Origin of the sequence: Algibacillus agarilyticus, from assembly GCF_003286125.1 — a bacterium.
In the GTDB taxonomy this organism is placed as follows: Bacteria; Pseudomonadota; Gammaproteobacteria; order Enterobacterales; family Alteromonadaceae; genus Algibacillus; species Algibacillus agarilyticus.
Window position 1 is genome coordinate 39,276 of sequence record NZ_QMED01000013.1, and the last position, 26,996, is coordinate 66,271.

25 protein-coding genes are annotated in these 26,996 nt (G+C 40.3%); 8 read left to right on the forward strand and 17 right to left on the reverse strand.

Going from position 1 to position 26,996, the window contains the following annotated elements:
* Positions 1 to 117 precede the first annotated feature (117 nt).
* On the forward strand, positions 118 to 1,611 hold the full coding sequence (locus DPX34_RS11690; RefSeq protein WP_111978610.1) for a diguanylate cyclase: 1,494 nt from the start codon (positions 118 to 120) through the stop codon (positions 1,609 to 1,611).
* A 41-nt stretch (positions 1,612 to 1,652) separates the two neighbouring features.
* Here the strand turns inward: DPX34_RS11690 and DPX34_RS11695 are convergent, their stop codons facing one another.
* Positions 1,653 to 2,843 carry a mechanosensitive ion channel family protein gene (locus DPX34_RS11695; RefSeq protein WP_111978611.1) on the reverse strand — a complete coding sequence of 397 codons (1,191 nt, stop codon included), beginning with the start codon at positions 2,841 to 2,843 and terminating at the stop codon, positions 1,653 to 1,655.
* A gap of 151 nt (positions 2,844 to 2,994) precedes the next feature.
* Here DPX34_RS11695 and DPX34_RS11700 point away from each other — a divergent pair, with 151 nt between their 5' ends.
* Complete coding sequence (locus DPX34_RS11700; protein ID WP_111978612.1) at positions 2,995 to 3,399, forward strand: VOC family protein; 405 nt, start codon at positions 2,995 to 2,997, stop codon at positions 3,397 to 3,399.
* A gap of 143 nt (positions 3,400 to 3,542) precedes the next feature.
* Here the strand turns inward: DPX34_RS11700 and DPX34_RS11705 are convergent, their stop codons facing one another.
* The 3 genes from DPX34_RS11705 to fadB form a co-directional block, all read right to left on the reverse strand.
* On the reverse strand, positions 3,543 to 4,307 hold the full coding sequence (locus DPX34_RS11705) for a TIGR04219 family outer membrane beta-barrel protein (RefSeq protein ID WP_111978613.1): 765 nt from the start codon (positions 4,305 to 4,307) through the stop codon (positions 3,543 to 3,545).
* Positions 4,308 to 4,835: 528 nt separating this feature from the next.
* On the reverse strand, positions 4,836 to 5,999 hold the full coding sequence (gene fadA, locus DPX34_RS11710) for an acetyl-CoA C-acyltransferase FadA (RefSeq protein ID WP_111978614.1): 1,164 nt from the start codon (positions 5,997 to 5,999) through the stop codon (positions 4,836 to 4,838).
* A gap of 14 nt (positions 6,000 to 6,013) precedes the next feature.
* Positions 6,014 to 8,164, reverse strand: coding sequence for a fatty acid oxidation complex subunit alpha FadB (fadB, locus tag DPX34_RS11715; protein ID WP_111978615.1), 2,151 nt, complete (start codon positions 8,162 to 8,164; stop codon positions 6,014 to 6,016).
* 296 nt (positions 8,165 to 8,460) lie between these two features.
* On the opposite strand from fadB, the gene DPX34_RS11720 reads away from it, so the two are divergent.
* On the forward strand, positions 8,461 to 8,748 hold the full coding sequence (locus DPX34_RS11720) for a hypothetical protein (RefSeq protein ID WP_111978616.1): 288 nt from the start codon (positions 8,461 to 8,463) through the stop codon (positions 8,746 to 8,748).
* On the opposite strand, the gene DPX34_RS11725 is transcribed toward DPX34_RS11720, so the two are convergent.
* The gene (locus DPX34_RS11725; RefSeq protein WP_111978617.1) at positions 8,723 to 9,601 is read right to left on the reverse strand and encodes a LysR family transcriptional regulator; all 879 of its coding nucleotides are present in this window, start codon (positions 9,599 to 9,601) and stop codon (positions 8,723 to 8,725) included. The two genes, DPX34_RS11720 and DPX34_RS11725, sit on opposite strands and share 26 nt — an antisense overlap.
* A gap of 144 nt (positions 9,602 to 9,745) precedes the next feature.
* On the opposite strand from DPX34_RS11725, the gene DPX34_RS11730 reads away from it, so the two are divergent.
* The gene (locus DPX34_RS11730) at positions 9,746 to 10,726 is read left to right on the forward strand and encodes an aldo/keto reductase (protein ID WP_111978618.1); all 981 of its coding nucleotides are present in this window, start codon (positions 9,746 to 9,748) and stop codon (positions 10,724 to 10,726) included.
* Between the two features lie 89 nt (positions 10,727 to 10,815).
* Positions 10,816 to 11,208, forward strand: a complete 393-nt coding sequence (locus DPX34_RS11735; RefSeq protein ID WP_111978619.1) for a GlcG/HbpS family heme-binding protein — start codon at positions 10,816 to 10,818, stop codon at positions 11,206 to 11,208.
* A gap of 80 nt (positions 11,209 to 11,288) precedes the next feature.
* Here the strand turns inward: DPX34_RS11735 and ssb are convergent, their stop codons facing one another.
* Complete coding sequence (ssb, locus tag DPX34_RS11740) at positions 11,289 to 11,915, reverse strand: single-stranded DNA-binding protein (RefSeq protein ID WP_111978620.1); 627 nt, start codon at positions 11,913 to 11,915, stop codon at positions 11,289 to 11,291.
* Positions 11,916 to 12,067: 152 nt separating this feature from the next.
* Here ssb and tesB point away from each other — a divergent pair, with 152 nt between their 5' ends.
* On the forward strand, positions 12,068 to 12,934 hold the full coding sequence (gene tesB / locus DPX34_RS11745) for an acyl-CoA thioesterase II (RefSeq protein WP_111978621.1): 867 nt from the start codon (positions 12,068 to 12,070) through the stop codon (positions 12,932 to 12,934).
* Positions 12,935 to 13,267: 333 nt separating this feature from the next.
* On the opposite strand, the gene DPX34_RS11750 is transcribed toward tesB, so the two are convergent.
* On the reverse strand, positions 13,268 to 15,835 hold the full coding sequence (locus DPX34_RS11750; protein ID WP_111978622.1) for a S8 family serine peptidase: 2,568 nt from the start codon (positions 15,833 to 15,835) through the stop codon (positions 13,268 to 13,270).
* A gap of 20 nt (positions 15,836 to 15,855) precedes the next feature.
* Entirely contained in the window at positions 15,856 to 16,521 is a 666-nt protein-coding gene (gene rpe / locus DPX34_RS11755; RefSeq protein WP_111978623.1) for a ribulose-phosphate 3-epimerase, read from the reverse strand.
* Positions 16,522 to 16,766: 245 nt separating this feature from the next.
* On the opposite strand from rpe, the gene DPX34_RS11760 reads away from it, so the two are divergent.
* Together DPX34_RS11760 and DPX34_RS11765 are read left to right on the forward strand one after the other, a co-directional pair.
* Entirely contained in the window at positions 16,767 to 17,516 is a 750-nt protein-coding gene (locus DPX34_RS11760) for a TorF family putative porin (RefSeq protein WP_111978624.1), read from the forward strand.
* Positions 17,517 to 17,646: 130 nt separating this feature from the next.
* A complete protein-coding gene (locus DPX34_RS11765) occupies positions 17,647 to 17,829 on the forward strand; it encodes a DUF2970 domain-containing protein (protein ID WP_111978625.1) in 183 nt (60 codons plus the stop codon).
* 307 nt (positions 17,830 to 18,136) lie between these two features.
* On the opposite strand, the gene DPX34_RS11770 is transcribed toward DPX34_RS11765, so the two are convergent.
* The 9 genes from DPX34_RS11770 to DPX34_RS11810 form a co-directional block, all read right to left on the reverse strand.
* Positions 18,137 to 18,982, reverse strand: a complete 846-nt coding sequence (locus tag DPX34_RS11770; protein ID WP_111978626.1) for a Dam family site-specific DNA-(adenine-N6)-methyltransferase — start codon at positions 18,980 to 18,982, stop codon at positions 18,137 to 18,139.
* The gene (locus tag DPX34_RS11775) at positions 18,975 to 20,270 is read right to left on the reverse strand and encodes an SPOR domain-containing protein (protein WP_111978627.1); all 1,296 of its coding nucleotides are present in this window, start codon (positions 20,268 to 20,270) and stop codon (positions 18,975 to 18,977) included. The genes DPX34_RS11770 and DPX34_RS11775 overlap by 8 nt, the downstream gene beginning before the upstream one ends.
* Positions 20,271 to 20,291: 21 nt before the next feature.
* Positions 20,292 to 21,356: a 3-dehydroquinate synthase gene (gene aroB, locus DPX34_RS11780; RefSeq protein WP_111978676.1), complete on the reverse strand. Its 1,065-nt coding sequence runs from the start codon at positions 21,354 to 21,356 to the stop codon at positions 20,292 to 20,294.
* A gap of 22 nt (positions 21,357 to 21,378) precedes the next feature.
* Complete coding sequence (gene aroK / locus DPX34_RS11785) at positions 21,379 to 21,894, reverse strand: shikimate kinase AroK (RefSeq protein WP_111978628.1); 516 nt, start codon at positions 21,892 to 21,894, stop codon at positions 21,379 to 21,381.
* Between the two features lie 115 nt (positions 21,895 to 22,009).
* Positions 22,010 to 24,058: a type IV pilus secretin PilQ gene (locus DPX34_RS11790; RefSeq protein ID WP_111978629.1), complete on the reverse strand. Its 2,049-nt coding sequence runs from the start codon at positions 24,056 to 24,058 to the stop codon at positions 22,010 to 22,012.
* 5 nt (positions 24,059 to 24,063) lie between these two features.
* Entirely contained in the window at positions 24,064 to 24,603 is a 540-nt protein-coding gene (locus tag DPX34_RS11795) for a pilus assembly protein PilP (RefSeq protein ID WP_111978630.1), read from the reverse strand.
* Complete coding sequence (locus tag DPX34_RS11800; protein WP_111978631.1) at positions 24,600 to 25,232, reverse strand: type IV pilus inner membrane component PilO; 633 nt, start codon at positions 25,230 to 25,232, stop codon at positions 24,600 to 24,602. The genes DPX34_RS11795 and DPX34_RS11800 overlap by 4 nt, the downstream gene beginning before the upstream one ends.
* Positions 25,232 to 25,819, reverse strand: coding sequence for a PilN domain-containing protein (locus DPX34_RS11805; RefSeq protein WP_111978632.1), 588 nt, complete (start codon positions 25,817 to 25,819; stop codon positions 25,232 to 25,234). Before DPX34_RS11805 ends, DPX34_RS11800 begins: the two co-directional genes overlap by 1 nt.
* Positions 25,807 to 26,886: a pilus assembly protein PilM gene (locus tag DPX34_RS11810; protein WP_111978677.1), complete on the reverse strand. Its 1,080-nt coding sequence runs from the start codon at positions 26,884 to 26,886 to the stop codon at positions 25,807 to 25,809. Before DPX34_RS11810 ends, DPX34_RS11805 begins: the two co-directional genes overlap by 13 nt.
* Positions 26,887 to 26,996 lie beyond the last annotated feature (110 nt).

Sequence of the window (26,996 nt, forward strand, 5' to 3'; positions counted from 1 at the left end):
TCGGCATGAGTGCAGGTAAACAGCTTGGCTTAACAGAAAAGCGGATTTTGATTTATCAGATCCGCTTTTTGTGTTTTAACCCGATTGCTTTTTTTAAGAGAGCTGGTGGAGTATTGCATGTTGCAAATTTTTCTTGATCTGAATTGCCCCTATAGTTATGTATTACACGAGCGATTATTAGAGCATGAGCAATATGATGAAATTCAATGGCGCTATGTTGAGCACTTACCGGCTATTGAACTGCATGGCCAGCAAGGACCTACCCAAGCTCAAATTCAAGGTGATATCGGCATTTTACAAGGCATGGAGCCTAACGTAAAAATTGTTGATCCTGGTTTTTGTGTTAACAGTCGGCTAGCCATGCTGTCGTTAATGATGGTTGAGCAAATGTATCCAGAAAAAGCTAAATCTTATCGTGCATTTTTATTTCGTGCTTATTGGCAGTTTTCGGTTGATATTAGTCGCTACGATGCCTTGCAAGCCATTCTCGCCAGCTTGGGTATTAATTGGTTAGATTATGATTTAGAGGCTGAGCACCGACAGTTAATTGCACAACAGGTATGGCAGCAAGGCGATTATTCACAACATTTGCCGGTTATAATTCGAGGCGATAAATCAGTTGCTCGTGGCTTATTGTCCTTGCAAGATCTTTATGAATTTTTAGCGGGGCATTTCTCAAGCAATCGCGTTTCTGATGGTTGTGATTTCTCGGGCGAATATCGTTTAGCAACTATTGCATTACCCGATTTAAACCCAGAGTTTAACAACGGAACTTACGGTTTTAGTATTCAAGCATTTGATGATTATGATGCGTTTTATGCGAGTCAATCTGCCTCGCATTTTGATGCTATTTTGCTTAATTTTTCAGGCTGTTATGATAACCGAAATCATGCTTTGAACTCGATTGCTGAATTTAAACGGCATGATTTAGATTTTCCTATTATTTGTGTATTGGATGAAAGTCATTCTGCTTTAGCCTCGTTGGCTTTAAATTTAGGCGCAAACGAAACGTTGTTGTTGCATGATGATTTAACGCTGCAGATGACCCGTATTAAAAAACGTATTAATACACATAAGGCAATAAGCATTTTAAGCAAACATGCTTATGTGGATGGTTTAACGGGCTTATACAATAAGCGTACTTTTGAGCAAACTTATCAACGAGAGTGGCGTATTGCCAGTCGTAGCCAGCTGCCGCTCAGTTTAATTTTACTCGACTTTGATTTTTTTAAGCTTTATAACGACCATTATGGCCATTGTGCGGGTGATGAGTGTTTAAAAACGTTATCTCGAGTGATCCAACAAAATGTATTTAGACCATCTGATATCGCTGCTCGATTTGGTGGTGAAGAGTTTATTTTATTATTACCGGATACCACATTAGAGGCGGCTTTGGTGGTTGCCGATCGGATCCGTGTCGCAATTAATGAAAAGAAAATTGAACATGAAGCCAGCCCCGTTTCTAATTATGTGAGTGTGAGCTTAGGTGTGGCAAGTGTTAAAGAGCCACAAGCCTTTAATGCAATAGCCTTAGTTGAACTAGCCGACCAAGCGTTATACAAAGGTAAAAAAGCCGGCCGTAACCAATCTTTTGGTTTGTTTTTAAGTTAATGTTTATTTTCTTATTTTCTTATTTTCTTATGTTTGTACCGTTAAGTGTTTTGCGAAAAGGCCTTTTGAAAATCTAAACCACTTGCTTGTTGAAAAGCAACTAAATCAAAACGGGGTAATAAGATAATCATTTGATTCACCACATCCGCTTGGATCTCTTCATAGTTACGCCACGTATTATCATTTGCAAAACCATATACTTCGATCGGTACACCGTGCTGAGTTGGAGCCAGTTCTCTGACGATTAATGTGTAATCGTTATGAATGCGATTATAGTTTTTAAGCCAAGCTTCTAAATAGCGACGGTAGACCGCAAGGTTACTGGTGGCATACGTTAAGTCGCATTCACTTAATAATGGCAGGGCTGGCTTTTTAGGGTTGAGCCAGTCATTATCAAATTCTGTAATGCTGTTAATATCAATCAGTACTGAGCGTTTAATACGGCGCCCGCCGGATTGTTTCATACCTTTCCAGTTTTTAAATGAGTTAGACAGCACACTGTGCGTGGGGAAACTTGAGATGGTTTTATCCCAATTTTGTACTTTTATTGTATTCAAACCGATTTCGAGCACTTCGCCATCGGCATTAAAATCAGGTGCTTCTATCCAATCACCAACTGAAATTAAGCGGTTGGCTATAATTTGTACGCCCCCGACAAAACCTAAAATAGTATCGCGGAATATTAATAATAAAACGGCCGTGATCGCCCCTAAGCTACTTAATAAATAAATAGGTGATTTTTGAGTTAAAATTGAAGCAGTGATCGTGAGCGTAATTAAAAAGATAAACAGTTTGATAACTTGGATGAAGCCATTGATTGGCACGTCTTTAGCGATACGGTATTGCTTGTAGGTATCTGAAAAAACATTAAGTAAGGCAAACGCGATTTGCACAAATACAAAGACGGCAAATAACTCAACGCCTAATAAAATAAATTCGTAGCCAGCCGATTGGTTTGCTTGAAAAATATTTAACATCGACCATGTGATTGTTAAGCTACCTAATCGAGCACTTTTACTTAAAACTTTATGTTTACGTAACGAATCATCAAAGGAGTGATGAGTGGCTTTTGTGGCTATTTTTGCTAACAGCCGTAAAATAAATTTACTGATGTAATAGGCTGAAATGCCCAGAAATAAAAGCGAAAAAATGTTCACGAATAAGGGAGTGAAGTTACCTAAAATAGTTTGGCTTAGTTGGTCATTAAGATAAGTTAAAAATGTGTTTAGCATGGAGCTCTTTTTATAGAAAAAGATATTTGTGCATACGCTAAAGGACTCGCTAGGTGAATACAACCCTTTTTGTCGTGTATTTATATGATCTTTTGGGTATCGTTTTGTTCTCACTGTATACAATGTTATTAGTTAATGAATAGAGAAAAACATGAAAATAACAGGAATAGATCATTTAGTGTTACGCACAACACAAACGCAAATCATGGTTGATTTTTATTGTCAGGTTTTAAGTTGTGTTGTTGAGCGACAGCTTGCACCCGATGTCGGTTTAACCCAATTGCGCGCGGGCTCGGCTTTAATTGATATTGTAGCGGTTGATAGTGAGCTGGGGCGTTTAGGGGGGCGTGCGTCGAGTGGTCGAGATAATAACCTTGATCATTTTTGTTTAGGTTTTACCGAGATGAGCTTAAGTGATTTGCTGGTCCATTTAACTAAGCATAATGTACGTATGGGTGAGGTAGCTACACGTTATGGTGCGCAAGGCTTTGGTCAATCGGTTTATATTTTTGATCCGGATGGTAATACCGTTGAGTTAAAACTTGAGGTGAGTTAAGCATTGGCTGAACCCTATTCAGGTTAAAGCTTTTTTATGATAATAAAAAAATAGAAATAAAAAAAGCCCAACGACGTTGGGCTTTTACGATAGTGCCTATCGGCATATTATTCGGCTACACCCAAGTCACTTGGGTATAGTACTTAGAAGTGAACTTGCAAACCTAAATAGCCGCCATTCACATCAATATCGGTATCAATGTTATCTAAATCATTTAATTTAAGTGCAAATGAACGAACACCTAATTGTAGGCTCATATCAACGGCTAAATTATCAATAAAGGCATATTGCACACCTGCTTGAATGTCAGTTAGGCTGTTGCCGTCATAACCGACAAAGCTACCATCTGCGTAAATTGATAAGCCGGTAAAAGGTAAGCCAATTTCAGCGGCGGCATAGGCCATTGGCACGATCCCGCTGAATTCTTCAGTGGTTGACGGCTCGCTGTTGGCGCTTGATGTATCATGCACCATGATAGAACCATCTATTTTTTTACCGTTCAAACCGATATCAATGCTGATTAAATCGTTATCTAAAATTTCGTAATAAATAATGAAATCGGTGTTAGTTAAGTCAGCCGTCGTTTTTGATGATTGCACATACGTATTGCCACCAAAAGTAAATTGACCTGAGATATTACCGTCAATTTCGATGTTGTTTTGACGTACTTTAATGTTTGGGATTAAAGGGATTGGATGTTCAACCGCAGCATAAAATGAAGTCGACGTTTTGTCTTCAAAATCAAAGGTTACATTGTTTGAGCTACCGTCGTTACCAAACGTACCGTCAGCACCAGTTTGCCAACCTTGTGCGCCAAAATATAAACCGTAAATCATATCAGCTTGGGCTGCGCCGGCTGTCATGGTTGTTGCTAAGATGGATGCTTTAATTAAATTAGTGATTTTCATGTGTCGTCCTAATCTTTATTGTTTTGTCCCGAAGGGCGTTATCTTTGCTGTGTTTTGTTGGCTTAAAGCAACTAAAACAGTTGTATATAGTTATGACAGATAATATCGGATAAATAAAGTGTTAGTAAAAGCGAGAAGATGAAAAATTAGTTAAATGTGATGAAGTTTTTATTATTTCAGTAAAAAGATAAAAGAAACGGCAAAGATAATCATAGTAAAAACAAAGCATTACTGAGTTCATCTTTTTATTTTTTATTTATTTGATGGTTTATCTGAACTTATTTAAAAAGCTGAAGTCATAATTAATGTGATTGGAATTTGTTTGTATCTCCCTATACGTCCCGTTAGCCTTATTGGTAAACGGGATTTTTTTTGTCTGCTATTCCTGTTTTTGCATCGATAATATATTTTTGCTTTTATTTTTATCTCTTGTAGTCGTACTGCGTCAACCCAACAAGCTTGGAGGCAGATAAAACAAAACCAGCTTAAAGCTGGTTTTGTTATTTCAAATGTTAACTCTCTCTTTACTTAATAACGTTCAAATACCGTGGCGATGCCTTGGCCTAAACCAATACACATAGTGGCTAAACCCAGTTGTGCATTGTTTGTTTGCATTAAGTTAAGCAAGGTGGTCGAAATTCGCGTACCAGAGCAACCTAATGGGTGGCCAAGTGCGATCGCACCGCCGTTTAGATTCACTTTATCGTCCATTTGGTCTAATAAACCTAAGTCTTTAACGCAGGGTAGTGATTGTGCGGCAAAAGCTTCATTTAACTCAGCCAGTTCAATATCTTGCATGGTTAAACCTGCTCGTTTAAGGGCTTTTTGCGTAGCGGGCACGGGTCCGTAACCCATAATAGAGGGATCACAACCCGATACCGCCATTGATTTGATGGTGGCGATGGGGGTTAACCCAAGTGATTTTGCCCGATCTTCTGACATTAAAATCATACCGGAAGCGCCATCTGATAGTGCTGATGATGTACCTGCCGTGACGGTGCCGTTAGCGGGATCAAATACTGGGCGCAAAGCGCTAAGGCCTTCTAATGTGGTTTCTGGGCGGATCACTTCATCTTGCTTAACCTTGATTAGTTTACCTTGTGCATCATGCCCCATGATGGGTTCTATCTCGTTAGTAAATCGGCCTTCAACCGTTGCGGCGTGGGCTCTAGCGTGTGAGCGAACGGCAAATTCATCTTGCTGCGCTCGTGTTATGCCATGCAGGCGCGCCAGCATTTCGGCGGTTAACCCCATTGAACCCGCACCTTTGGCGACATTTTTGGCGATGCCGGGGTGAAAATCAATGCCGTGGGTCATTGGGATATGCCCCATATGCTCTACACCACCCACGACGAATACATCACCCATGCCAGTCATAATGGCTCTAGCGGCATCGTGTATGGCTTGCATAGATGAGCCGCACAAACGATTGACGGTAACGGCGGCAACTTGTTTTGGCAGGCCGGCAATTAATGCGGCGTTACGCGCAATATTAAAACCTTGTTCTAGGGTTTGCATTACACATCCCCAGATCACGTCTTCAATTTCATTTGGGTCTATTTTAGGGTTACGACGCAACAAGCCCGAAATAACTGAGGCCGATAAATCTTCGGCACGTACATGGCGAAATACGCCACCTCTCGAACGTCCCATTGGCGTACGAACACAATCGATAACTACAACATTTTTCATCTGGATCCTCCTCGTTATTGCGCCAAATAGGCTTCGTTGGCCGCTGCTTTTTGACGTAAGCCATCGGTCACTTGATATATTTCGCCTAAATGGGCGAGTTCATCTGCTTGAGAGATAAACGTATTTAATCCTAGTGTTTGTAAATATCGGAATACACCGCCTCTAAAAGGTGGGAAACCTAAGCCATATACGACTGACATGTCGGCTTCTTCTGCACTCGCGACGATACCTTCTTCTAGGCAGCGGATCATTTCATTGATCATCGGCGTCATTAGCCGTGCAATGATTTCGTCGGCCGTGAAGGCTTTTGGTGCTTGTGTGGTTTGTGATAACAGGGTTGCCACGCGTTCGTCTGCTGATTTTTTTAATTTACCTTTACGATCGAGCTCATACTGATAAAAACCTAAGCCATTTTTTTGACCTAAGCGTTTTTCATCAAATAATTGTTGCATCAGGTTGTTATTAGGTAACGCCATCCGAGTCGGAAAACCTTGCGCCATCACTTGCTGAGCGTGACAGGCGGTATCAATGCCGACTACATCGAGTAAATAAGCAGGGCCCATTGGCCAGCCAAAACCTTTTTCCATTACTTTATCAACTTGCTGATAATCAGCACCATCATTGAGTAATTGATTAAAGGCGGCAAAGTAGGGGAAGAGTACTCGGTTAACTAAAAAGCCGGGACAATCGTTAACAACGATAGGTGTTTTACCGAGTTTTTGCGCATAAGACACCACACTTGCAATCGTTGCATCAGATGTTTTTTCTCCTCGGATCACTTCAACTAAAGGCATGCGATGCACCGGATTAAAAAAGTGCATGCCACAGAACTGTTCTGGTTTTTTCAGGTTTTTGGCGAGTTCATTAATTGAAATCGTCGAAGTATTGGACGCTAAAATTGCATTCGCAGGAATTTTAGCTTCTGTTTCGGCTAATACAGCGGATTTTATTTTGGGGTTTTCAGTGACCGCTTCAACCACAATATCTACATTGTTAAGACTATCGTACGATAAGCTGGGTACAATTTTGTTTAATACCGTTGCCATTTTTTGTGGCGTGGCTCGGCCACGTTCTACTTGTTTAGTTAACAGTTTTGCGGCTTCATTTAGGCCTAAATCTAAAGCGGCTTGGTTAACGTCTTTTAACGTTATTGGAGTGCCTTTATAAGCCGATTGATAAGAAATGCCACCACCCATAATACCAGCACCTAAAACGGCCGCTTGCTCAATAGGCTCTGCTTGTTTACTTATTTTTTTAGCTTTTGATTTAACGAGTTGATCGGCTAGAAAGATCCCTACCTGCGCGGTGGCTTCTGGGCTTTTAGCGAGTCGGGCAAATATTTTGTTCTCTATTGCCATCGCACCTTGTCTATCCAGGGTTGCACCGCTTTCAATCGCTTCGATCGCGGCAAAAGGTGAGGGATAATGTTTTCCTACTTTACCCAGAACCATGGCTTTAGCTAAGTTAAAACTCATGGCCATTTCAACTTTGCTAAGTGTTAAAGGCGCTAATTTAGGTGCTCGCTTGGTGCGCCAATCAAATTCGCCACTGACTACATTGCGTGCTAAATCAATAGCGGCATCACGTAAATTTTCAGGAGCGACAACCGCATCTACTACACCGACTTTTAAGCAGGCTTCGGCGTTATGGTCTTGCCCGGTTGTGATCCATTCCATTGCATTATCAGCACCGATCACTCTTGATAAGCGGACGGTACCACCAAATCCTGGCATGATGCCGAGTTTAACTTCAGGTAAGCCGATACGTGCGGTGGTGTCGGCAATGCGGTAATCTGTTGCCAAAATCGTTTCGCATCCTCCGCCTAAGGCGTAGCCATTAATTGCACTAATTGTTGCAAAGGGTAAATCTTCAAGGGCATCAAAAATATCGGTTGCGTTTTTGATCCAACTTAGTAATTCATCATCGGGCAGTTGAAACGTTTGAATAAATTCTGTGATGTCTGCCCCTACGATAAATGCGGGTTTCGTGCTGGTAATAATCAGGGCATTTATCGCACTGTGCGTTTTAAGTTGGTCTATACACGCTTTGAACTCAGTTAATGTTTGGCGATCGAATTTGTTCACTGAGCCTGCACAATCGAGTGATAACTCAGCAATACCGGCTTCAATTAGCTGGGCCTTAATGCTGTCACCTTGGTAAATCATAGGGTTTTCTCCATCGGCTTAATCAAGTTGTTATTTTCAATTCAAAAACTTACACCCAGTATAGTCGGCTTTTTATTATTTTATGCGCCATGCGAAACGTAAATCGCTTAATCTTATTTCACATAAACCTAAACTGGTCTGACCTCACTATAACGTCAATTAAAAATATTTCAAACACTTGTTTAATTTTCCTCTATGTGTAAACGATAATCATAATCATAATCATAATCATTATCGTTTACATGGTGCGAGCTATTTGTTAGTCTATTGATAATGTTGTGAAAAGAGGAAATAAAATGCTGACTTTTTTATTAATTACCGCTGTTATTATGATTACGTTATCTATAACGAGCTTTTTAATTGCGACACGTGAAATTAAATTAAGCCCGAACGTTGCCTTATCATCTATACCTTTGCTGACATTTGCGTTTATCGGTTGGTTGTTACTCGGTTTAGCTTTAGTTTGTGCAATTCACAGCTTGGGGTTTATCAGTGGCAGCTTGCTGGTGTTGGTTGTGTTTTGTACCACCGGCGGGATCATTACATTACCTTCTCGTTTTAATGGTCGTCACTTTGGTGCTTAAACTCGAGCTTAATAAATTGGATAAAAGCTTGTAAGTTATTTAAGTGTTGAACCCGGGGTGGATGAATTAAATAAATATCGTAGCCTTTAATGTATTCATGCTCTAAGCAAGGTGCTAACAAACCCGCTGTGATTTCTTGATTTACGTAGTAACTAGGCATACGCACAATGCCTAGCCCTTGGATTGCTTGTAGCTTAAGTAAAGGGTGATCATTAATGATAAAGTTACCTTTTACATTGATGTGGCCACTGGCGAAAGGCCAACTCGATTGCTCAGGACCGGTTAAGCAATTGTGCTGTGTTAAATCGAGCAGGCTTTTAGGTTTACCATATTGCGCGTAATATTGTGGGCTAGCACAGCAGACATGCTGATAGCTAAATAATGGGCTAGCGACCATGTTCTCTGGCGGTGTTAAGGTTGCTCTAAACGCTAAATCAAAGTTGGCTTGGTTTAAGTCAAACGCGGTATAACTGGTATCAATGTTAAAAGTTATATTTGGGTGTTGGTTTTTAAATTTCTGACACAAGTTAAGTAAATAACGTTCGGCAAACAATTTGGGTGCAGTAATATTAATGCAGCCCTCTAACTCGCCTATTGATCGATTTAAATTAAGTAATGCACTTTTTATTTCGGTACCGCAATTTAAAACATGTTGCCCGTCTTGTGTTAAGCGTACGCTGCGTGTGGTTCTAATTAATAGTGTGGTGTTTAAATCTAGCTCAAGTTGTTTTATTTGATCAGATAAATAGCCACGTGAGATATGTAATTGTTTTGCAGCGGCTGCAAAGTTTAACTGTTTAGCGACTTCATGAAATAGCATTAAGCGTTCGAGCTTTTTGTGTTCGAGACTCATTTTTCGATCCCGTTGATTGAACTTGCGGCTAATAATAGCTGTTATTGTTCGTTATAACGAATGGTTATTTCGTTTTTGCGCTCTTCTCTCCTTTTACTACACTGACTAAACTGTTTATTTTTGATTAAGCCATAATGAGTTTTTATGCGTAAATTACCGTTAGAAAAACAGTTACCTCAAGTTAGTGATTTAGTGTTTGGTTGTATGGGGTTGGGTGGTGATTGGGATCCCAAAAGTGCGATCACAGCAGACCACATTAAAATTGCACATCAAGCTGTTGATGCCGCATTAGCGATCGGCATTAACTTATTTGATCATGCTGATATTTATACATCGGGTAAAGCCGAAAAAGTTTTTGCTAAAATACTCAAACAACGGCCTGAATTACAACGTGAGATTTACATTCAGTCTAAATGTGCGATCCGATTTGCTGATGAGCAATATCCCGGTCGATATGACACCTCACCTACTTGGCTTAATCATTCTATTGATGGCATTTTGAACCGTTTACAAGTAGAGCATATCGATGTGTTGCTATTGCATCGCCCTGATCCCTTAATGGATGCAGAAGAAATAGCTCAAACGCTTAAGGCTATTAAAGCGAGTGGCAAAGTAAGCCACTTTGGTGTATCAAATATGCACTTGCACCAAATACAGCTGTTGAATCATTATTTAGATGAACCGTTGCTTATCAATCAATTAGAAATTAATTTACAAAAATTAGATTGGTTAGAAGAAGGTGTTTTAGCTGGAAATACGCAAGGTAGCCACGTTAATTTTACCAGTGGCACACTTGAATATTGTCAAATGAATAATTTGCAAGTGCAGTCGTGGGGCAGTTTATGCCAAGGGTTATTCAGTGGTCGTGATCTAAGTGAGCAGCCGGAGTCTGTTGTTAAAACGGCGCAGTTGGTGCAATCATTAGCTCATAAATATCAAACAACGTGTGAAAGCATTATTTTGGCTTGGTTAATGCGTCACCCTGCGCGAGTGCAGCCGGTTATTGGTACAACACAAGCTGCGCGAATTAAAGCCTGTGGTGCGGCAAGTGAAATTATGCAGCAGTTAACCCGTGACGATTGGTATTCACTTTATGTTACGGCTCGGGGTCAAGCTTTACCTTAAATACTATTCGCACTTAATAAAGGCGCTATTGTTTAAAGCGTTATTATTAAGTGCGTTAATAAATGATTCATTATTAAAAAGAGATCTAGATGCTTACATTACAACACACGTTATTAATCCAAAATAAAGCGCTTGAATTAGCGATTAAACAAGGTGTGAATATCGCCATTGCTATTACCGATACACATGGAGAGTTAATGACTTTTTTACGTATGGATGATGTTAGTTTGCATGCCTGCGTATTAGCTAAAAATAAAGCCTATACGGCGGCACGTGATCGCCAAACAACCAAAAGTTTAGCCCGTTGGGCGCAAGAAACCGGCAAGGATTTAAGTTACTGGACCGATCCACGTATCACGGGCATTGCAGGGGGCGTTCCTATTATCGTCGCGGGTAAAGTGATGGGCGCTATTGGTATTAGCGGACTCGCTGAAGATGATGACGAAACCCTAGCTTACGCGGCTTTAGAAGTGATTAGTTAACCTAATTTATGAATGATAACAAACAAAAAAAACCGCTGAGAGGCGGTTTTTTTGTGACTTAAAACGTTGCTCAGGACGTGCTAGAACGGAATGTCGTCATCAAAGTCCATACTAGGCTCAACGGCAGGTGGTTGAGGTGTAGGCGCTTGTTGTGGTTTTTGCTGATAACCACTAGGAGCAGAAGCTGCTTGCTGTGGTTTTTGTTGATAACCACCTTGCTGCGGTTGACCCATTGGCTGAGGCGCTTGTTGTGGTTTTTGTTGGTAACCACCTTGTTGCGGTTGTTGAGCCATAGGTTGTGCTGCTTGCTGAGGCGCTTGTTGATATCCGCCTGATTGTTGCGGCTGGTATCCACCCGAGTCAGCACCTGGACGACCATCTAACATTTGCATTTCGTTTGCACGAATTTCTGTTGTGTATTGATCTTGGCCTTGCTGATTTTGCCACTTACGCGTTTTTAAGCTGCCCTCAACATAAACTTTTGAACCTTTACGCAAGTATTCGCCAGCGATCTCGGCTAAACGGTTATTAAATACAACGCGATGCCATTCAGTTGCTTCACGTGGTTCACCGGTTTGTTTGTCTTTCCATGATTCTGATGTAGCAACGGTCACATTACAGATAGCGCCACCGTTCGGAAAATAACGCACTTCAGGATCTTGTCCTAAGTTGCCTATTAAGATTACTTTATTTATACCTCGTGCCATGGTGGCCCCTTATCCTGTAACTTTATACATGAACTTATAATAACACTTGAATTTTTTAGACTCTAGAACAACTTACTTTTAAATTTCTAACTTGGTTGTCTTAACCATTTGTTCTAAACTGGTACGATGAGATTATTTATGGATTTTAAGATATGTCTGCTGTTTTAGATGAACTGATTAGCTTGGTTAATTTAGAGAAAATAGAAGCCGGTTTATTTCGTGGGCAAAGCCAAGATCTCGGCTTTGGTGCGGTATTTGGTGGGCAAGTGCTTGGTCAGGCTTTATCGGCCGCACAGCAAACGATAGGCAATGAACGTGCTGTTCATTCATTTCATTCTTATTTTTTACGTCCTGGCGATGTGTTACACCCTATTGTTTATCAGGTTGAAACGATAAGAGACGGTAAAAGCTTTGCAACACGCAGAGTTGAAGCGATTCAGCATGGTAAAACAATTTTCTATTTGACGGCCTCTTTTCAATTGCCCGAAACCAGCTTTGATCATCAAAATAAAATGCCTCTTGATGTACCTCTACCTGAATCATTAATGTCTGAATTAGACTTTATTCGGGCTAACCAAGATAAAATTCCGACTCATTTACGAGATAAATTTACGGGTGAGAAACCAATTGAAGTTAAACCGGTTGAATTTGTTAACCCGCTTGAACCGCGAGCTATGCCAGCTAAACGTCACATTTGGTTTAAAGCGAATGGGGGGTTATCTGATTGTCAGCACGAGCATAAATATTTATTGGCTTATGCGTCTGATTTTAATTTTTTAACAACGGCGTTGCAGCCACATGGACGTTCTATTATGGATAGAGGTTTGCAAGTGGCAACCATTGATCATTCTATGTGGTTTCATCGGCCATTTCGTTTTGATGATTGGTTGTTGTATGTCGTTGAAAGCCCTTCTGCTTCGGGGGCGAGAGGGTTTGTGCGTGGCGAAATATATAATCGGCAGGGCGAGCTTGTCGCCAGTGCTGCTCAAGAAGGCGTGGTCAGAATTAAAACAAGTTAATCTTAGTTATACCCAGGTAACTTGGGCATAACAGGTGAGAATTATCACTGTTATAGTCTTCTCGCTCAGGTTTTATGGTTCATTGTCAGCGCTTACCCGCCCCAATCACATAGTAGAGCATATGCTCATGGCGTCTCGAAGCTTGCCTGCATGGATGTAGGTAAGGGGCGAGAGCAGGACGCGTTAGCTTTGACGGCTTTGCTGACATGGATGTAAGTATTTAGGTTTCGGCTGGAACTAGAAACCAGCCCCTAAACCCCGATCGCTTTGACTCTAGATAAGGTTTCGATGAACAAGTGACTTGTGTCTATAACCAAGTCACTTGAAACGAGTTTAACGAATATTTAAATATCGCTTTGCGGCTTTATTGCGCAAACCCAATGCGAGTAATATAAATAGCCAGTAGTTAGCTGTACCGCCGCTTGATTCTTCTGTCGCGTTATCGGTATCGTCTACAGTTGGCTCGGTGGGTAATTCTTGCCAAGTGATCGCAAATTCAACTTCAATTAAGTTATCTTTTTCATTTAAATCGTAAGTTAAATTGTCTTGTACTTTCCAGCTTAAGCCGTTGTTAATTGCTAAGTTAGGTGAGCTATTATCTAATGTTGCCCAACCGCCTGTTCCGATGCGAGCTTGGATATTTTGGATCGTACCACCGACAAATTGATCCGGTTGTGCTGTTATGATGACATCACTCATGGGTTCATCAAAGTTATAAGCGGTTAGGCGAATTGATTTAATGTTTAAATCGCTATTGGATTTGTTTTGTAATGAGGTTACTTGGCCTTGGTTTATTCTAAAATTCATCGCGATATCAGCATTGGGCTCATCTAAAATAAGGTCATTACTCTCTGTGATATTCAATTTGAATTGACGACTACCCGACACGCCACTACCTGTGTAGGTAACACTGACCGTGAACGTGCCAATCTCATTGGGATCACCCGTAATATGGCCAACATCATCACTTAAATAGAGGTTGTTAGGCAACGAACCGCCTGATACATCGTATTTTAACGTGCTATCGACCGATGTTTTTAAACGTAAATTAATAAAATCGTATGATTTAGGAATGGTTGCCAGTTCTTCTGTTAACCAAGCACCTGAGAAGACTTGAGTGCCAGGGGCGACGGTTGTTGAATAATCTGACGTAATATTGCTGCTGGCCTTTGTTGTGGGGTTAACATAAGAATAACGAGCGCGCATTCGGTATTGAATGGTGTCGTTAGTTGGAATACTGGTATCAAAATAGGGAGAAGCCGTTGTGGTGGCTAATTCACTCCAGGTGCCGTTAATGTTACGGTCAATAACATAAACATCAGCTAACGCAGACTCTGTCCACGTGAGTGCATAACCTGAACCGTTTATTAATACACTAAGGTTTTGTGGCGCATTAGGCGTTTCTTGAGCCCAAGACGCTAATACATTTGAATTACCTGACGCACTGATGGCGGTATAAAAGCCGGGTCGTTGTGCTGCGCTGCCTAGCGTAATGAGCTTATCACTTGATACTACATGGGGTATTTCGGTTTGGGTGCTGTTACTGCTGGTAAATTGCGTAAAGGTAACACTCGTAGTGTCGGTTAAACCTAAACCTCTGAGCTCGGTTGGTTGATCGGGGTTAATTGAAAAAAGCGTCGGCTGTATTTGTTGTGTGTTATCTAACAGCGTTTCTAGATTAAGTACACCACCCGATTTGCTGAGCCATTGTAAATCGGAGTTGCTTGTTACTGAATGAATTAATGCACTGCGCAGTGTAAGGCTTGATAACGTGTTATCTTCGCTTAATGCTATAGCGGCTGCGCCAGCCACAAGGGGGGCGGCCATTGAGGTGCCTGATTGAATTTTGTAATCCGCGTCTAAACTGGTACTGAGTAAGTTTGTGCCTGGGGCTGCAATATCAACAATGTTGGCGCCGTAGTTACTGTTGGTGGAGCGAGCTAGCTCATCTGTTACATTCGCGACGGCGATCGTATTGTTTAACAGCGGGCTGTAAGCAGCGGGATAAACTGCGTTTTTATCAATGTCTAATGCACTGTTACCGGCAGCAATAAAAAATAAAGTGTCGTTTTCGGCTTCTGCTGTTTGCATTTGGTTGAATAACGCGGTGTCAAAGTTATCAAAATCAAGTGATAAGATCATAATGCGGGCGCCCATTGCCGTTGCATAATCGACTCCTGAAGCCAGATCCGATAAATTGCCTCCCGTATCAGCGAGTACTTTTACCGGCATTATTTTAGCTTGCCAGCAAACACCTGCAACGCCGACTCCTTGATTGTCACCTATTGCTCCAAATAAGCCGGCTACATGCGAACCATGGCCTCCGTCGTCTTCTGGCGCGTTATTATCGTTGATAAAGTTCCAACCATGCACGTCATCTATAAAACCGTTGTTGTCGTCATCGATCCCATTGTCTGCAATTTCATTGGGGTTGACCCACACGTTATTGGCTAAATCGGGGTGGTCAAGATCAATACCTGAATCTAAAACAGCAACTAACACACTTGAGCAATCAGTACGGGTATTCCAGATATCTTCTGAATTGATTATATCGTGATGTTGTTGTTCGTTATAACGTGCGTCTCCCGGAAAAAGCTGCGCTGATACAACTTGATCATATTCAACAGTTTTAACGGCGATATGTTTACGCAAATAAAGGATAACGCTAGGTGCTTGGCTATCTTCGGTTACGGTTATTTTTAATATTTTAACTGGGCGCTTGGATGCTCGCGTTAAATTATAAGTCGTGACCTGTAATTCGTCGTTTAATTGCCACATCGGCGCTGGCAATGCAGCTTTTTGTGTGTCCCACTGTACAATTAGGTCTGTTTTAGCGCACACAATGTGTGCGAAAAAGAGCAAAAAGAGTGTGGTTATTATCTTTTTTAGGTTTGTCTGCATTGCTGATTTCCTATCGTGCACTATAAATTGGCATTGTTGCGTAACGTGGTAATGGCTTGTGTATAATCTTCGGCATTAAATATAGCCGAACCTGCAACAAAATAGCTTGCGCCTGCGGCGGCTATAGCTTGAATGTTGTCGGTTTTTACGCCACCATCCACTGAAATAAAACAGTTGAGGTTTTTTTGCTTAATTAGATCGGCTAGGCGTTTAATTTTATCCAATGAATGCGGGATAAAGGCTTGGCCACCAAAACCGGGGTTAACCGACATAATTAAAACAAAATCAAGCTCGTGTAATACTTCTTCTATTTCTGTGATCGGTGTTGCAGGGTTTAATACTAACCCCGCTTTTATATTAAAGCTTTTAATTAATTGTAATGATCTGTGAATATGCTTACTGGCGTCGGGATGAAAACTAATAAAATTAGCGCCAGCTTGTGCAAACTGTTCGATTAAATCATCTACCGGTTCAACCATTAGGTGAACATCGATGGGGGCTGTAATACCATAGTTACGTAAGGCGGTTAAAATAGCAGGACCAAAAGTTAGATTAGGGACGTAGTGATTATCCATTACATCAAAATGAATGACATCTGCACCCGCATCTATTACATTTTGTACATCTTGCCCTAAATTGGCGAGATCAGCCGATAAGATAGAAGGGGATATTTGTATGTTATGCATATGTGCCTCATATTGGTGAGCACCATTATAGTGCTAATGTTCGTTTTTGGGTCATTGACTTTCGACAATTAGTGGCTTAGATTGTCATTAATTTTTACTGATTTAGCAAGGCTTGTTGTTTAACTTGCTGAATTTAAAGGTAAAATAAAAATACAGGGATAGTAATTCTATTTCTGGCACATTGTCTGCTAAATAAATAGCAATATAACAACATATTTCATATAAAAATCTATGGGGAGAATATTATGAAATTAACATCTATCGCAGCAGTTGTTGCTTTAACTACGGCCGGTTTCGCGTCTACATCAGCAATGGCTGTTGAAGGTTTATCTGCAAATGTTGGTGCTACAACTAACTACTTATGGCGTGGCGTTACACAAACTGACAAAGATTCTAAAGACAGCATCGTTAAAATTAGCCCAGCAATTCAAGGCGGCTTAGATTATGCTCATGATTCTGGCGCTTATGCTGGTGTTTGGGCTTCTAATGTTGATTTTGGTAGCGAAACAAATGTTGAATTTGATTGGTATTTTGGTTATGCCGGTGAAGCGGGTTCAGTAAGTTATGACGTAGGTTATGTTGAATACGTTTATTTAGATGGTATTAGCGAAGCTGATGAGAACCGCGATTTCAGTGAAATCTATGGTTCAGTTTCTTTCAAAGAAGTTGAAGGCTTAACCGTTGGCTTAGCATTGTTAGCTGATTCAGAGTGGGGCGCAGGCTTTGCTGATGATAAATATTTGTCTGCTGATTATGAATTTGCTTTACCAACAGGTGGCGTTAAATTTTTAGATGATGTTAGCTATGCTGCTCATGTTGGTATCTACAGCATTGATGGTGGCGGTTCATATAATGACATCAATGTGACTGCATCTAAATCAAACTTTACTTTAGGTTTATCTAAAGCAAGTAAAGATGGCTATGATGGCTTTAAATTATTCTTATCTTACGGTATGGATTTTGACCTTTCTGATTTAAGCAAAAAATTCAAGTAAGCGAATAGCTAACTTATTTTTATGATTAAATGCCCGTTTTAACGGGCATTTTTGTTTTTATTATTCCACTCGTTAATAATCTACTTAATTCCTATCTATACTCAGTCCATTACTTCTTAATGGATTTATCATGTTATCTCGTTGGCTTTCTGTGTTTTGTAGTGTGTTGTGTGCTTTATTTGGCGTGCAATCAGATAAAAAAAGACAGCATGATTTTCAAGCAGATTCACCTTGGCCTTATATTGTGGTGGGGATTATCGGTGTGGCGTTATTTATCGTGAGTTTACTCTTAGTCGTGAGCTGGGTTTTGTAAAATATAGTCTTCTCGCTCAGGTTTTATGATTCATTGTCAGCGCTTACTCTCGACTTTGGCTCCTGCGTCGTTCTAACACCTAAATCCATTTAGGCGGCCCCAATCACATAGTAGAGCATATGCTCATGGGGTCTCGAAGCTTGACGGCTGCCCCTAAAACCCGATCGCTTTGACTATACCAATCCAATTAATAAGTGATCAACCTTTGACAACGATGAGTATATAACTATCACTTGAGTATTTGCCGTTACCGCTGCTTTTAGCTTATGTGCGTATAGTTGAGAATGTATTTGAGATTGTATGTGAGTTAAGGCGTTGATCTTTTGGCTGTTTGATATAACGCCAGTACTTCTTTAACCGGTTTGCGGTTTTTGGTATTGGTACTGATCGTTCTACCCACTTTTAAATATTTCCTTTTATCGGCATTAGCATAAATTGAGCGAGTAAACTTTGTATCGTGATTACTGATGAGTATTGTGCTTTGTTTGTTGTCACGTGCAGCTTGTGCTAGCTCACTGAGTTTTTGCTGCTGTATATCGTTAAAGGCACCCGATGCATAACCCGTAAACGAGGCGGCCTTTAGAGGATTGATACTGGCGTATGGTGGATCGCAATAGATCACGCTTTCGTTTGGACTGTCTTGGAGCACTTGCTCAAAATCTAAGCAGGTAAATGTCGCGTTTTGAGATTTTTCAGCAAAATATTCAAGCTCTTTTTCAGGAAAATAAGGATGAACGTAGCGTCCAAAGGGGACATTATAAATGCCTGATTTATTGTAGCGACATAAGCCATTGTAGCCGTGGCGATTTAAATAAATGAATAAACAAGAGCGCTCAAATGGATCACTTGATTCATTAAACTTTGTTCTTAGCTCGTAATATTTACTTTCAAGATTGTTGTCGCCTGCAAATAGCAACTGTGTTTGTTTGATAATTTCAGCTGAATTGTCCTGTAGCAGTCGATACAAGTTAATTAGATCGGCATTAATATCATTAAGTATGTAGCGAGAATAGTTGTGACTATTTAAAAAAATAGCGCCAGCACCGACAAAAGGTTCAACCAAGCAATCACCCTTAGGCAGTATTTTGCTGATTTTTTCTGCTAGCAGGTATTTTCCTCCTGCCCATTTTAAAAAGGGTCGTACTTTATTCAATGTTATCTGCTGCCGTTGATGTTTTTATTGCGGCTTGGATCGTACTTATCGGTTTAGGCCACGCTTTTGAGATGACGATATTACTGTTAAGTTTAGTAATATCAAGCTTTGCTTGTTTTATATTAGGGTAATCACCTAAAACAACACCATACTGGCCAGCAACTTGATAAATTTTTACCTTATCTTGCAAATCATTGTCGTTGATAAAATCGTGTAATAAGTTTTTGCTACTGATAACGGCAAGTTGTAATACATAATGTTTCGCATTGGCTTGTAAAAACCATGCGTTGTCATATTGCTCAGTATTAAACAAAACTTTTTTTGTTTTTTTATAAATTTGTTTTTTAGTGTCCGTTATCGTTGTTTTAATAATGGCTTGTTCGGCTTGTTCGGCTTGTTCGGCTTGTTCGGCTTGTTCGGTTTGTTCGGTTTGTTCGGTTTGTTCGGTTTGTTCGGTTTGTTCGGTTTGTTCGGTTTGTTCGGTTTGTTCGGTTTGTTCGGTTTGTTCGGTTTGTTCGGCTTGTTCAGGCTCTTCTGCCTGTGTGCTACTATCGCTAAGTTGACTTGTATTAATTGGTTTTAATAATTGCTTACTTAATTCCTGAATCCGTTGCTCTTTAGCTGAAACAGGCTTGTCTTTATTCACTCTTTCTTGTGGTGTTGTTGCTGTTGTGTTTTCAACATGATGCCCTGTTTGGTCATCTTTTTGGTTATAGTAATACAGTGTCGTCAAAAAGATTAATGTGACTAAAATAAGACTGCTTAATATGATCGGTTTTTGATAGTTTGGCGTGCTATTTTCTAATGCATGACTAAAGGTTTGTTTACTTTGGAGACTGCCCGTGAGCTCACCAATTAAGGTTATTGTGTCATTGGCTTGCTTAAACTTTTTAATTACTTCAGACGCTTTTAGAGGTTCAACCTCAATGATTATTTTTAAACGTTTGGCAAAGAGTTTATGCATTGAAATTAAATCACTTAATAATTCGGCATTGTAGTGATTTTTGATAATGATAACGTATTCTTGCTGCTGATCATCAAACTCATTAAACAGTTCAATTAAGCTTAAATTGGGATTGAGCAATGGGTTACTGAACAGTTGTTGAATTATAATGCTTCGCAGTTGTTCAATTGTATGATCGGGGGTTGTTGCGATGTAGCAAACATTAAAGTGTTCAATAAATAGCGATAGTTGTTTTTGGATCGGGGTTTGTAATTGCGTGTAGATAATAACAGCGTCAGAAAACTGTAAGTTATGTAACAGCCTTGCTGACGTTGTCGTTTGCATTGTATTAGCCTTTACTGCAGCTTATAAGATCGCTATTAATTCAGCTTCGCTTACATCGCTGTATAAAGCGCTTTGTCCTAATGCACTGGGTAAAATGAATCGCATTACGTTATCACTTACCTTTTTATCGCGTTTCATGTGTTTGATAAAATCGCTTGCTGACATAGAACTTGGTTTACTAATTGGTAAATTAAATGCCGTTATTGCTAATTTGATTTCATCAAATTCTGTTGGAGTTAAGTAACCTCTGTTTAGAGACACCTCCGCAGCCATGACCATCCCCGTTGCGACTGCTTCACCGTGTAACCAAACTCCGTAGCCCATTTCTGCTTCAATAGCATGACCAAAAGTATGACCTAAGTTTAATAATGCTCTTAAACCCTGTTCGGTTTCATCTTTAGCAACGATATCGGCTTTGATTTCACAGCAGCGTTGAATAATGTAGCGTATTTCTTCATCGTTCAACGTTTGAATTTTATCTTGGTGTGCAATTAAATATTGCCAAAAAGCTAAATCACAAATTAAGCCATACTTCAGGACTTCTGCAACGCCTGCTGCAAATTCACGCGGTGGCAATGTTTTTAGTGTTTCTGTATCGATGATGACCGCTTGCGGTTGGTTAAATGCACCGATCATGTTTTTACCTAAAGGGTGATTAACTGCGGTTTTACCGCCAACAGAAGAATCAACTTGAGATAAAAGTGTGGTTGGAACTTGAACAAATGGGATGCCGCGCTGATAACAAGCCGCTACAAAGCCGACTAAATCACCAATAACTCCACCACCTAATGCAACCAAAGTGGTATCTCGGCCGCAATTTTGTTCGAGTAAATACGCGTTAATCTTTTCAAAATATTCGAGTGTTTTAAACTGTTCGCCATCCGGAAGAATAGTGTAGCTGGTGTTAAAGTCAGTGAGGCTACTGAGAACAGACTCTAAATATAAAGGCTGGATTGTTTCGTTGGTTACAACGACTACGCGTTTTGTTTTAATGATATTGTTGAATTCAGCTTTATTATTAATTAAGCCGGATCCAATACGAATAGGGTAGCTACGAGCCCCCAATTCAACATTTAATTGTGTAATGCTCATAGCTACTATTTTTTAATTAAAAACCTAGGCGGTCTATTATTTCTTTCGCTACTACTTTTGCGCTTTGATCATCAGTTTTAACTAATAGATCAGCTACTTCTTCATACAACGGGTTACGCTCTTTTGCGAGAGCTTCAAGTACCTTGCGAGGTTCAGCTGTTTGTAGTAGTGGGCGTTTTTTATCTTTTTGCGTTCTTGCGACTTGTTTGTCAATTGTCGTTTCTAAATATACGACAAAGCCTCTAGCAGATAGACGATTGCGAACTTCTTTGCTTATTACCGAACCACCACCTGTGGCTAAAACAATACCTTGTTGTTCGGTTATATCAAATATGACTTTCTCTTCACGTACGCGAAAGCCTTCTTCACCTTCCACATCGAAAACCCAAGCGATATCAGCACCAGTACGGCGCTCTATTTCTGCGTCAGAATCTACGAAATCTAGATGAAGTTCTTGAGCTAGTTGTCTACCAATTGTGCTCTTGCCGGCCCCCATAGGACCCACGAGGAATATATTACGTTTCTCGGCCATTTTAACTCTATCTATACCAAAGTTAGTTGTAGTTGCTCCGGAGTTTCACTGTCTTTTAAAAAAGAGCCGCGATTATCTCAGCTCTTTAGTAGCAATTGCAAGCTTAATGGACTTTTTAAAACGTTTCTGTCACAACTCTAGGTGTTACGAAAATTAGCAACTCTTTTTTCTCATTAAAATCAGATGTATTTTTAAACAGTCTGCCGATATAAGGGATATCACCTAATAGCGGGACCTTGCTTTCTGAATTAAGGGTTGATTGTTGGTATATACCACCTAAGACAATTGTCTCACCATTATCAACGAGTACTTGTGTGCCAATCTCTTGTGTATCAATGGCGACTGCTTGACCTGTTGAGGTTTGCACAGTATCACCACGTGAATCTTGTGTGATAATTAAATCTAAAATGATTTTATTATCTGGTGTAATTTGGGGCGTGACTTCTAAGCTTAAGACTGCTTTTTTGAAGGTTACGGCCGTTGCACCACTTGATGCGGCTTGAACAAATGGAATTTCTGTACCTTGTTCTATGTATGCTGTTTTTTGATTAGCTGTAGTAATGCGTGGGCTGGCAATAACTTCGCCTTTATTTTCACGCTCTAAAGCCGATAGCTCAAGGTCGATTATAGTTCCGTCGGTTAACCTCGCTACATGAAAAGCAATGCTACCTGTGGGTGATGCAACCGGTAAATTAACATTTAAACGATCGTTTAATGTCGGGATTGAACCTCCTCCGATCGCTTGAGAGCCTTCAATTGAGCCTGATAAACCATCTGAGCCTTGTTGATCTGAGAAACCCCAACGGATCCCCATTTCATCGGTGATGTTGTCTTTAACGGTAACGATACGTGATTCAATAATAACTTGCTTAACCGGAACATCGAGAATTTCGATTAAGCGTTTAACGTTACTGATACTGGCTGTTGTATCGCGGATTAATAAAGTATTTGTTCTATCATCAACGGATAAACTGCCTCGTTCAGACAGCATCGCGTTTTCGCCTTTTAACAGCGAAGCAATTGCTGTGGCTTTAGCGTAATTGATTTGCATGTATTCAGTGTATAAAGGAGATAATTCAGCTACTTGCTTTTTAGCCTGTAGTTCTCTTGCTTCACGCGCCGCGATTTCGTCGCCGGGTGCAACAAGTAAGATGTTACCTTCCATGCGTTTATCTAACCCTTTAATTTTAAGGATTATTTCTAACGCTTGGTCCCATGGTACACCGTCTAAACGAAGGGTAATGTTACCGCCCACCGAGTCGCTGGTTACTAAGTTAAAGCCATTGTAGTCAGCAATAATTTGTAAAACGGTTCTTACCGGAATATCTTGGAAGTTGAGTGAAATAGGGTCACCTTCAAACTGTTCAGAACCGATGATCCCGCCTTCCATTTTATCTTCAGTGATTTCTAGCGTGAAAATATTTTCAAGTTGTTGATATTGGTATTTAAAGGGGCGGTTAGTCATGATTTCAATGCGTGTCATGCCTGCATCTTTAAATGTTTCCAAACTATCAACTACCGTACCAAAATCGGTGACGTCCATTTTATATAACAGGTCAGGTAGGATATCCGTGCTGTGAAAGTCGATAATGATTTTTTCATTTTTTTCGACCACATCAACGGCTGCCATATTGTCTTCTAAGAAAACAAGTACACGGCCGCTGTCATCAGAGCCATGACGGAAATCCATCGCTTGCACTTTGTTTAAATATTCAACTTTATCTTGGGTTGTTGCTTGTTCAAAATTGGCATTGTCTGAAATATGCACATAAAAGCGTTCTTCTTCAATGCGTGTTTGATACACTTTTAATGAATCAAGCAAAATTTGAATGCGTACGGTTTCTTCTTCATAAGACGTTTTTATTGTTTCAACACCCGCAATATTAACCGGAACTTCAGCAAGGTAACTCTCGAAATCGGCATTTGATATTTCAATCTCTATCCGAGAGGGGTTACTGAAAACTTGAATTGAGGGCTCATCGGCTAACTCTTGGTCAAATACAAATTCGAGTTCGGTTTCGCCCGCTACAACAGGGTTGTATCTGATTTCATAAAGTACAGATAATGCAAATGCTTGCATAGGAAGCGCAATAAGGCCAATAAAGGCCAGAATTTGGCGGCCGCGTCGCAGATTATTAGCTTGGTTTTGGATCCAGTTTATCATTTTGGTTAGCTTCCTAATTCCGATTCTTCACCTGTCATCATAAGATGTGCGGCTCGCTTTTCCCAACAGCCAGTTCCATCAGGTATCATTTCTTCTAATTCTATTTCTTCAGTCGTTACAGCAACAATTCGACCATGGTATAGACCCACATAACTGCCTGGTCTAACCCTAAATAAAGCGCCATCTGCCGCTTCAATGAGACCCCAGAGTGAACCATCTGAACCTAAGGTGCCACGCATCTTCAGGTTATCCAATGGGTATTTTTCAAGCGGTTGCTTATTACGGGCAAAGTTAGGTTGCAAGCAATCGCGAGATTGTTGCATTTTATCTTGTATTAATTCCGGTTCTGGTTCAACAAACGGGCTTCGCAGGCCACTTACTGAATACTCAAAACTCTCAAATGCTTCAACCGTTGGTATCGGTTCAATATCCGTTCTAGCCGATGCTTTTACTTGAGAAGTGAACTCTTGCAAGTCGGCTAAATCGTTACCACAACCTGTTAGCGCCAACGACGCGCCCAGTAGTATAGCTAAATGTTTGATCATTTCGCTACTCCTTTACTTGGCGTTTCTTTATAGCGGTATGTTTTGGCTAATAAGTTTAGCTGTAGAGTATCGCCTTTTTGTACTTTAATTGTAAAGTCATGCAAGGTAACAATTCGTGGTAAAGCGGCTACACGGCCTAAAAATTCACCAAACTCGTGATAACCCCCAATAACTTCGAGGCGTAACGGTAACTCGGTGTAGTATTCTTTTTGGATCTCGTTTTCCCAGTTTATTTTCGTGAAGGTTAAACCACTGGTTGTACCCACAAAACTGATATCATCAAGTAAGCCTGGTGTTTCATGTTCGGTTGGTAGGCGTTTTAACAATTGAGCAAATTCGCCTTCCATTTTTTTTAATTGATCTTTGTATGCATCGGCATTGACCGCGATATGGTATTTGGCTGAAAATTCTTGCCTTAAACCCACTTCTTGGCGCTGTGCATCTTCATAGCTTTTTATTTGGTCGCTAATAAAAAGTTGATAGTAACCTATGCCTACGATAATCGCTAAAACTACGGCGAAAATAATTTTAACGGGTTTTGGCAAGCTACCTAAATCATTTGGGTCAATCTCAAAATCGTTTAAATCGTTTAGGTCTAAATTCTTCCAATCAATATTTTTAAAATCCATTAGCGAGCGCCTCCTTTTTTGGCGGCCGCATTGGCTTCTGTCTCGTTAACCGGTTTTACATCCATTGACATTCTAAAATCACTTAGTATTCTTGGTTCAACTTGAGCTGCAACAATGGAATTAAGAATAGGCGCTTCTAATAACCAAGAGTTTTCAATTTGGCGCATCATATTAGATAAACGGTTATTCGATTCACTTTTGCCTTTAACCGATACTTTTGATTCGCGCTTTTCTAATTCGGTTAAATAAACACCTGGCGGTACAACTTTAACGAGTTCATCTAGTATTTGTGCACCTAGGTTTCGATTACGTTGTAAATCGGCAATTAACCCCATGCGTTGTTCTAACTCAGAACGTTTAGCTCGTAGGTTTTTTATCTCTTCAATTTTGGTGTTGAGCACGGCAATTTCATTGCGGATATATTGATTCCGTTTATGTTGATAATCGATACGGCCACTATAATATGAGCTAATCAGCAAGCCGATAATGATTACTATAATCGCGGCTAGTGCGAGCATACCAATAAATTGTTTCTGTTTGAGTTCTTTTGCCTCTTCACGCCAAGGCAGCAGGTTTATATGTGGCACGGATTGAAACTCCTTAATGCTAATCCAGCTGCAATCATAAAGGCGCTTGCTTGATTATCTGTAAGTTGAGGGTCAACTTTAGCGTTAATTTCCATATCCGTAAATGGATTGGCAATTACACAATAAATACCTAGTTCATCTTCAATCACTTGTTTCATGCCTTCAAGCATTGAAGCCCCGCCAGATAAAACTAAATAGTCTAACTTATCATGACCACTTGATGTTAAAAACATTTGAATTGCGCGGCGTATTTGTTGAATGACAGCCGTTTGGAATGGCGCAAGGACTTCAAAAGTATAATTAGGTGGTAAATCACCTGTTTTTTTGGCGAGCTCAGCTTCTTCAAATGTCTTGTTATAATAATTAACAATGTTTTTGGTATATTGCTCCCCACCAAAGGCTTGATCTCGAGTATAAATCGCCTCTCCATCTTCCAATACTGTCATTAGGGTCATATTTGCCCCCATATCCACAAGGCCAACGCGTTTACTGGTTGCATCGTCAGGTAATTGCCCGTAAATTAACTCAGCAGAACGGGAAAGAGCATATGATTCGACATCGATTAACTTTGCTGTGAAATTAGCGGCTTCGAGTGCCCCGACGCGAGCTTGAACACTATCGGTTCTGGCTGCGCTTAAAAGGACATTAACTTTAGAAGGATCTGATTCATTAACGCCAAGGCGTTCAAAATCTAAACTGACTTCTTCTAAAGGGTAGGGAATGAGACTATCGGCTTCGATTTCTATTTGCGTTTCCATTTCATCATCAGTTAAATTAACGTCCATATAAATGGTTTTGGTGATAACGGTTGAGCCTGAAACTGCCGCAGCAGCGAGTTTAACTGTTTTAGGAATGGATTTACGTATTTTAGCGATGACATTGCCAAGGGCTTCAATGTCTTGAATTTCACGTTCGTTCATAACGCCTTTGGGTATTGGCTCTTGTACAACTTGCAGTAAGCGGATATGTTCGCCTTCTTGCTCAAGAAGAACGGCTTTTACCGCATACGAGCCTATGTCGATACCAACCATGGCAGTGCTTGTTTGTCCGAGAAATGATGAAAGCATATTTAAGGTCAACCAAATTATTATTTTTTTATGATTCTGTTCAATATAGGCCGTAATGTGACAAAATATCGCCAGCATATTTTGAGACTATAACGATTATTAAATATTTG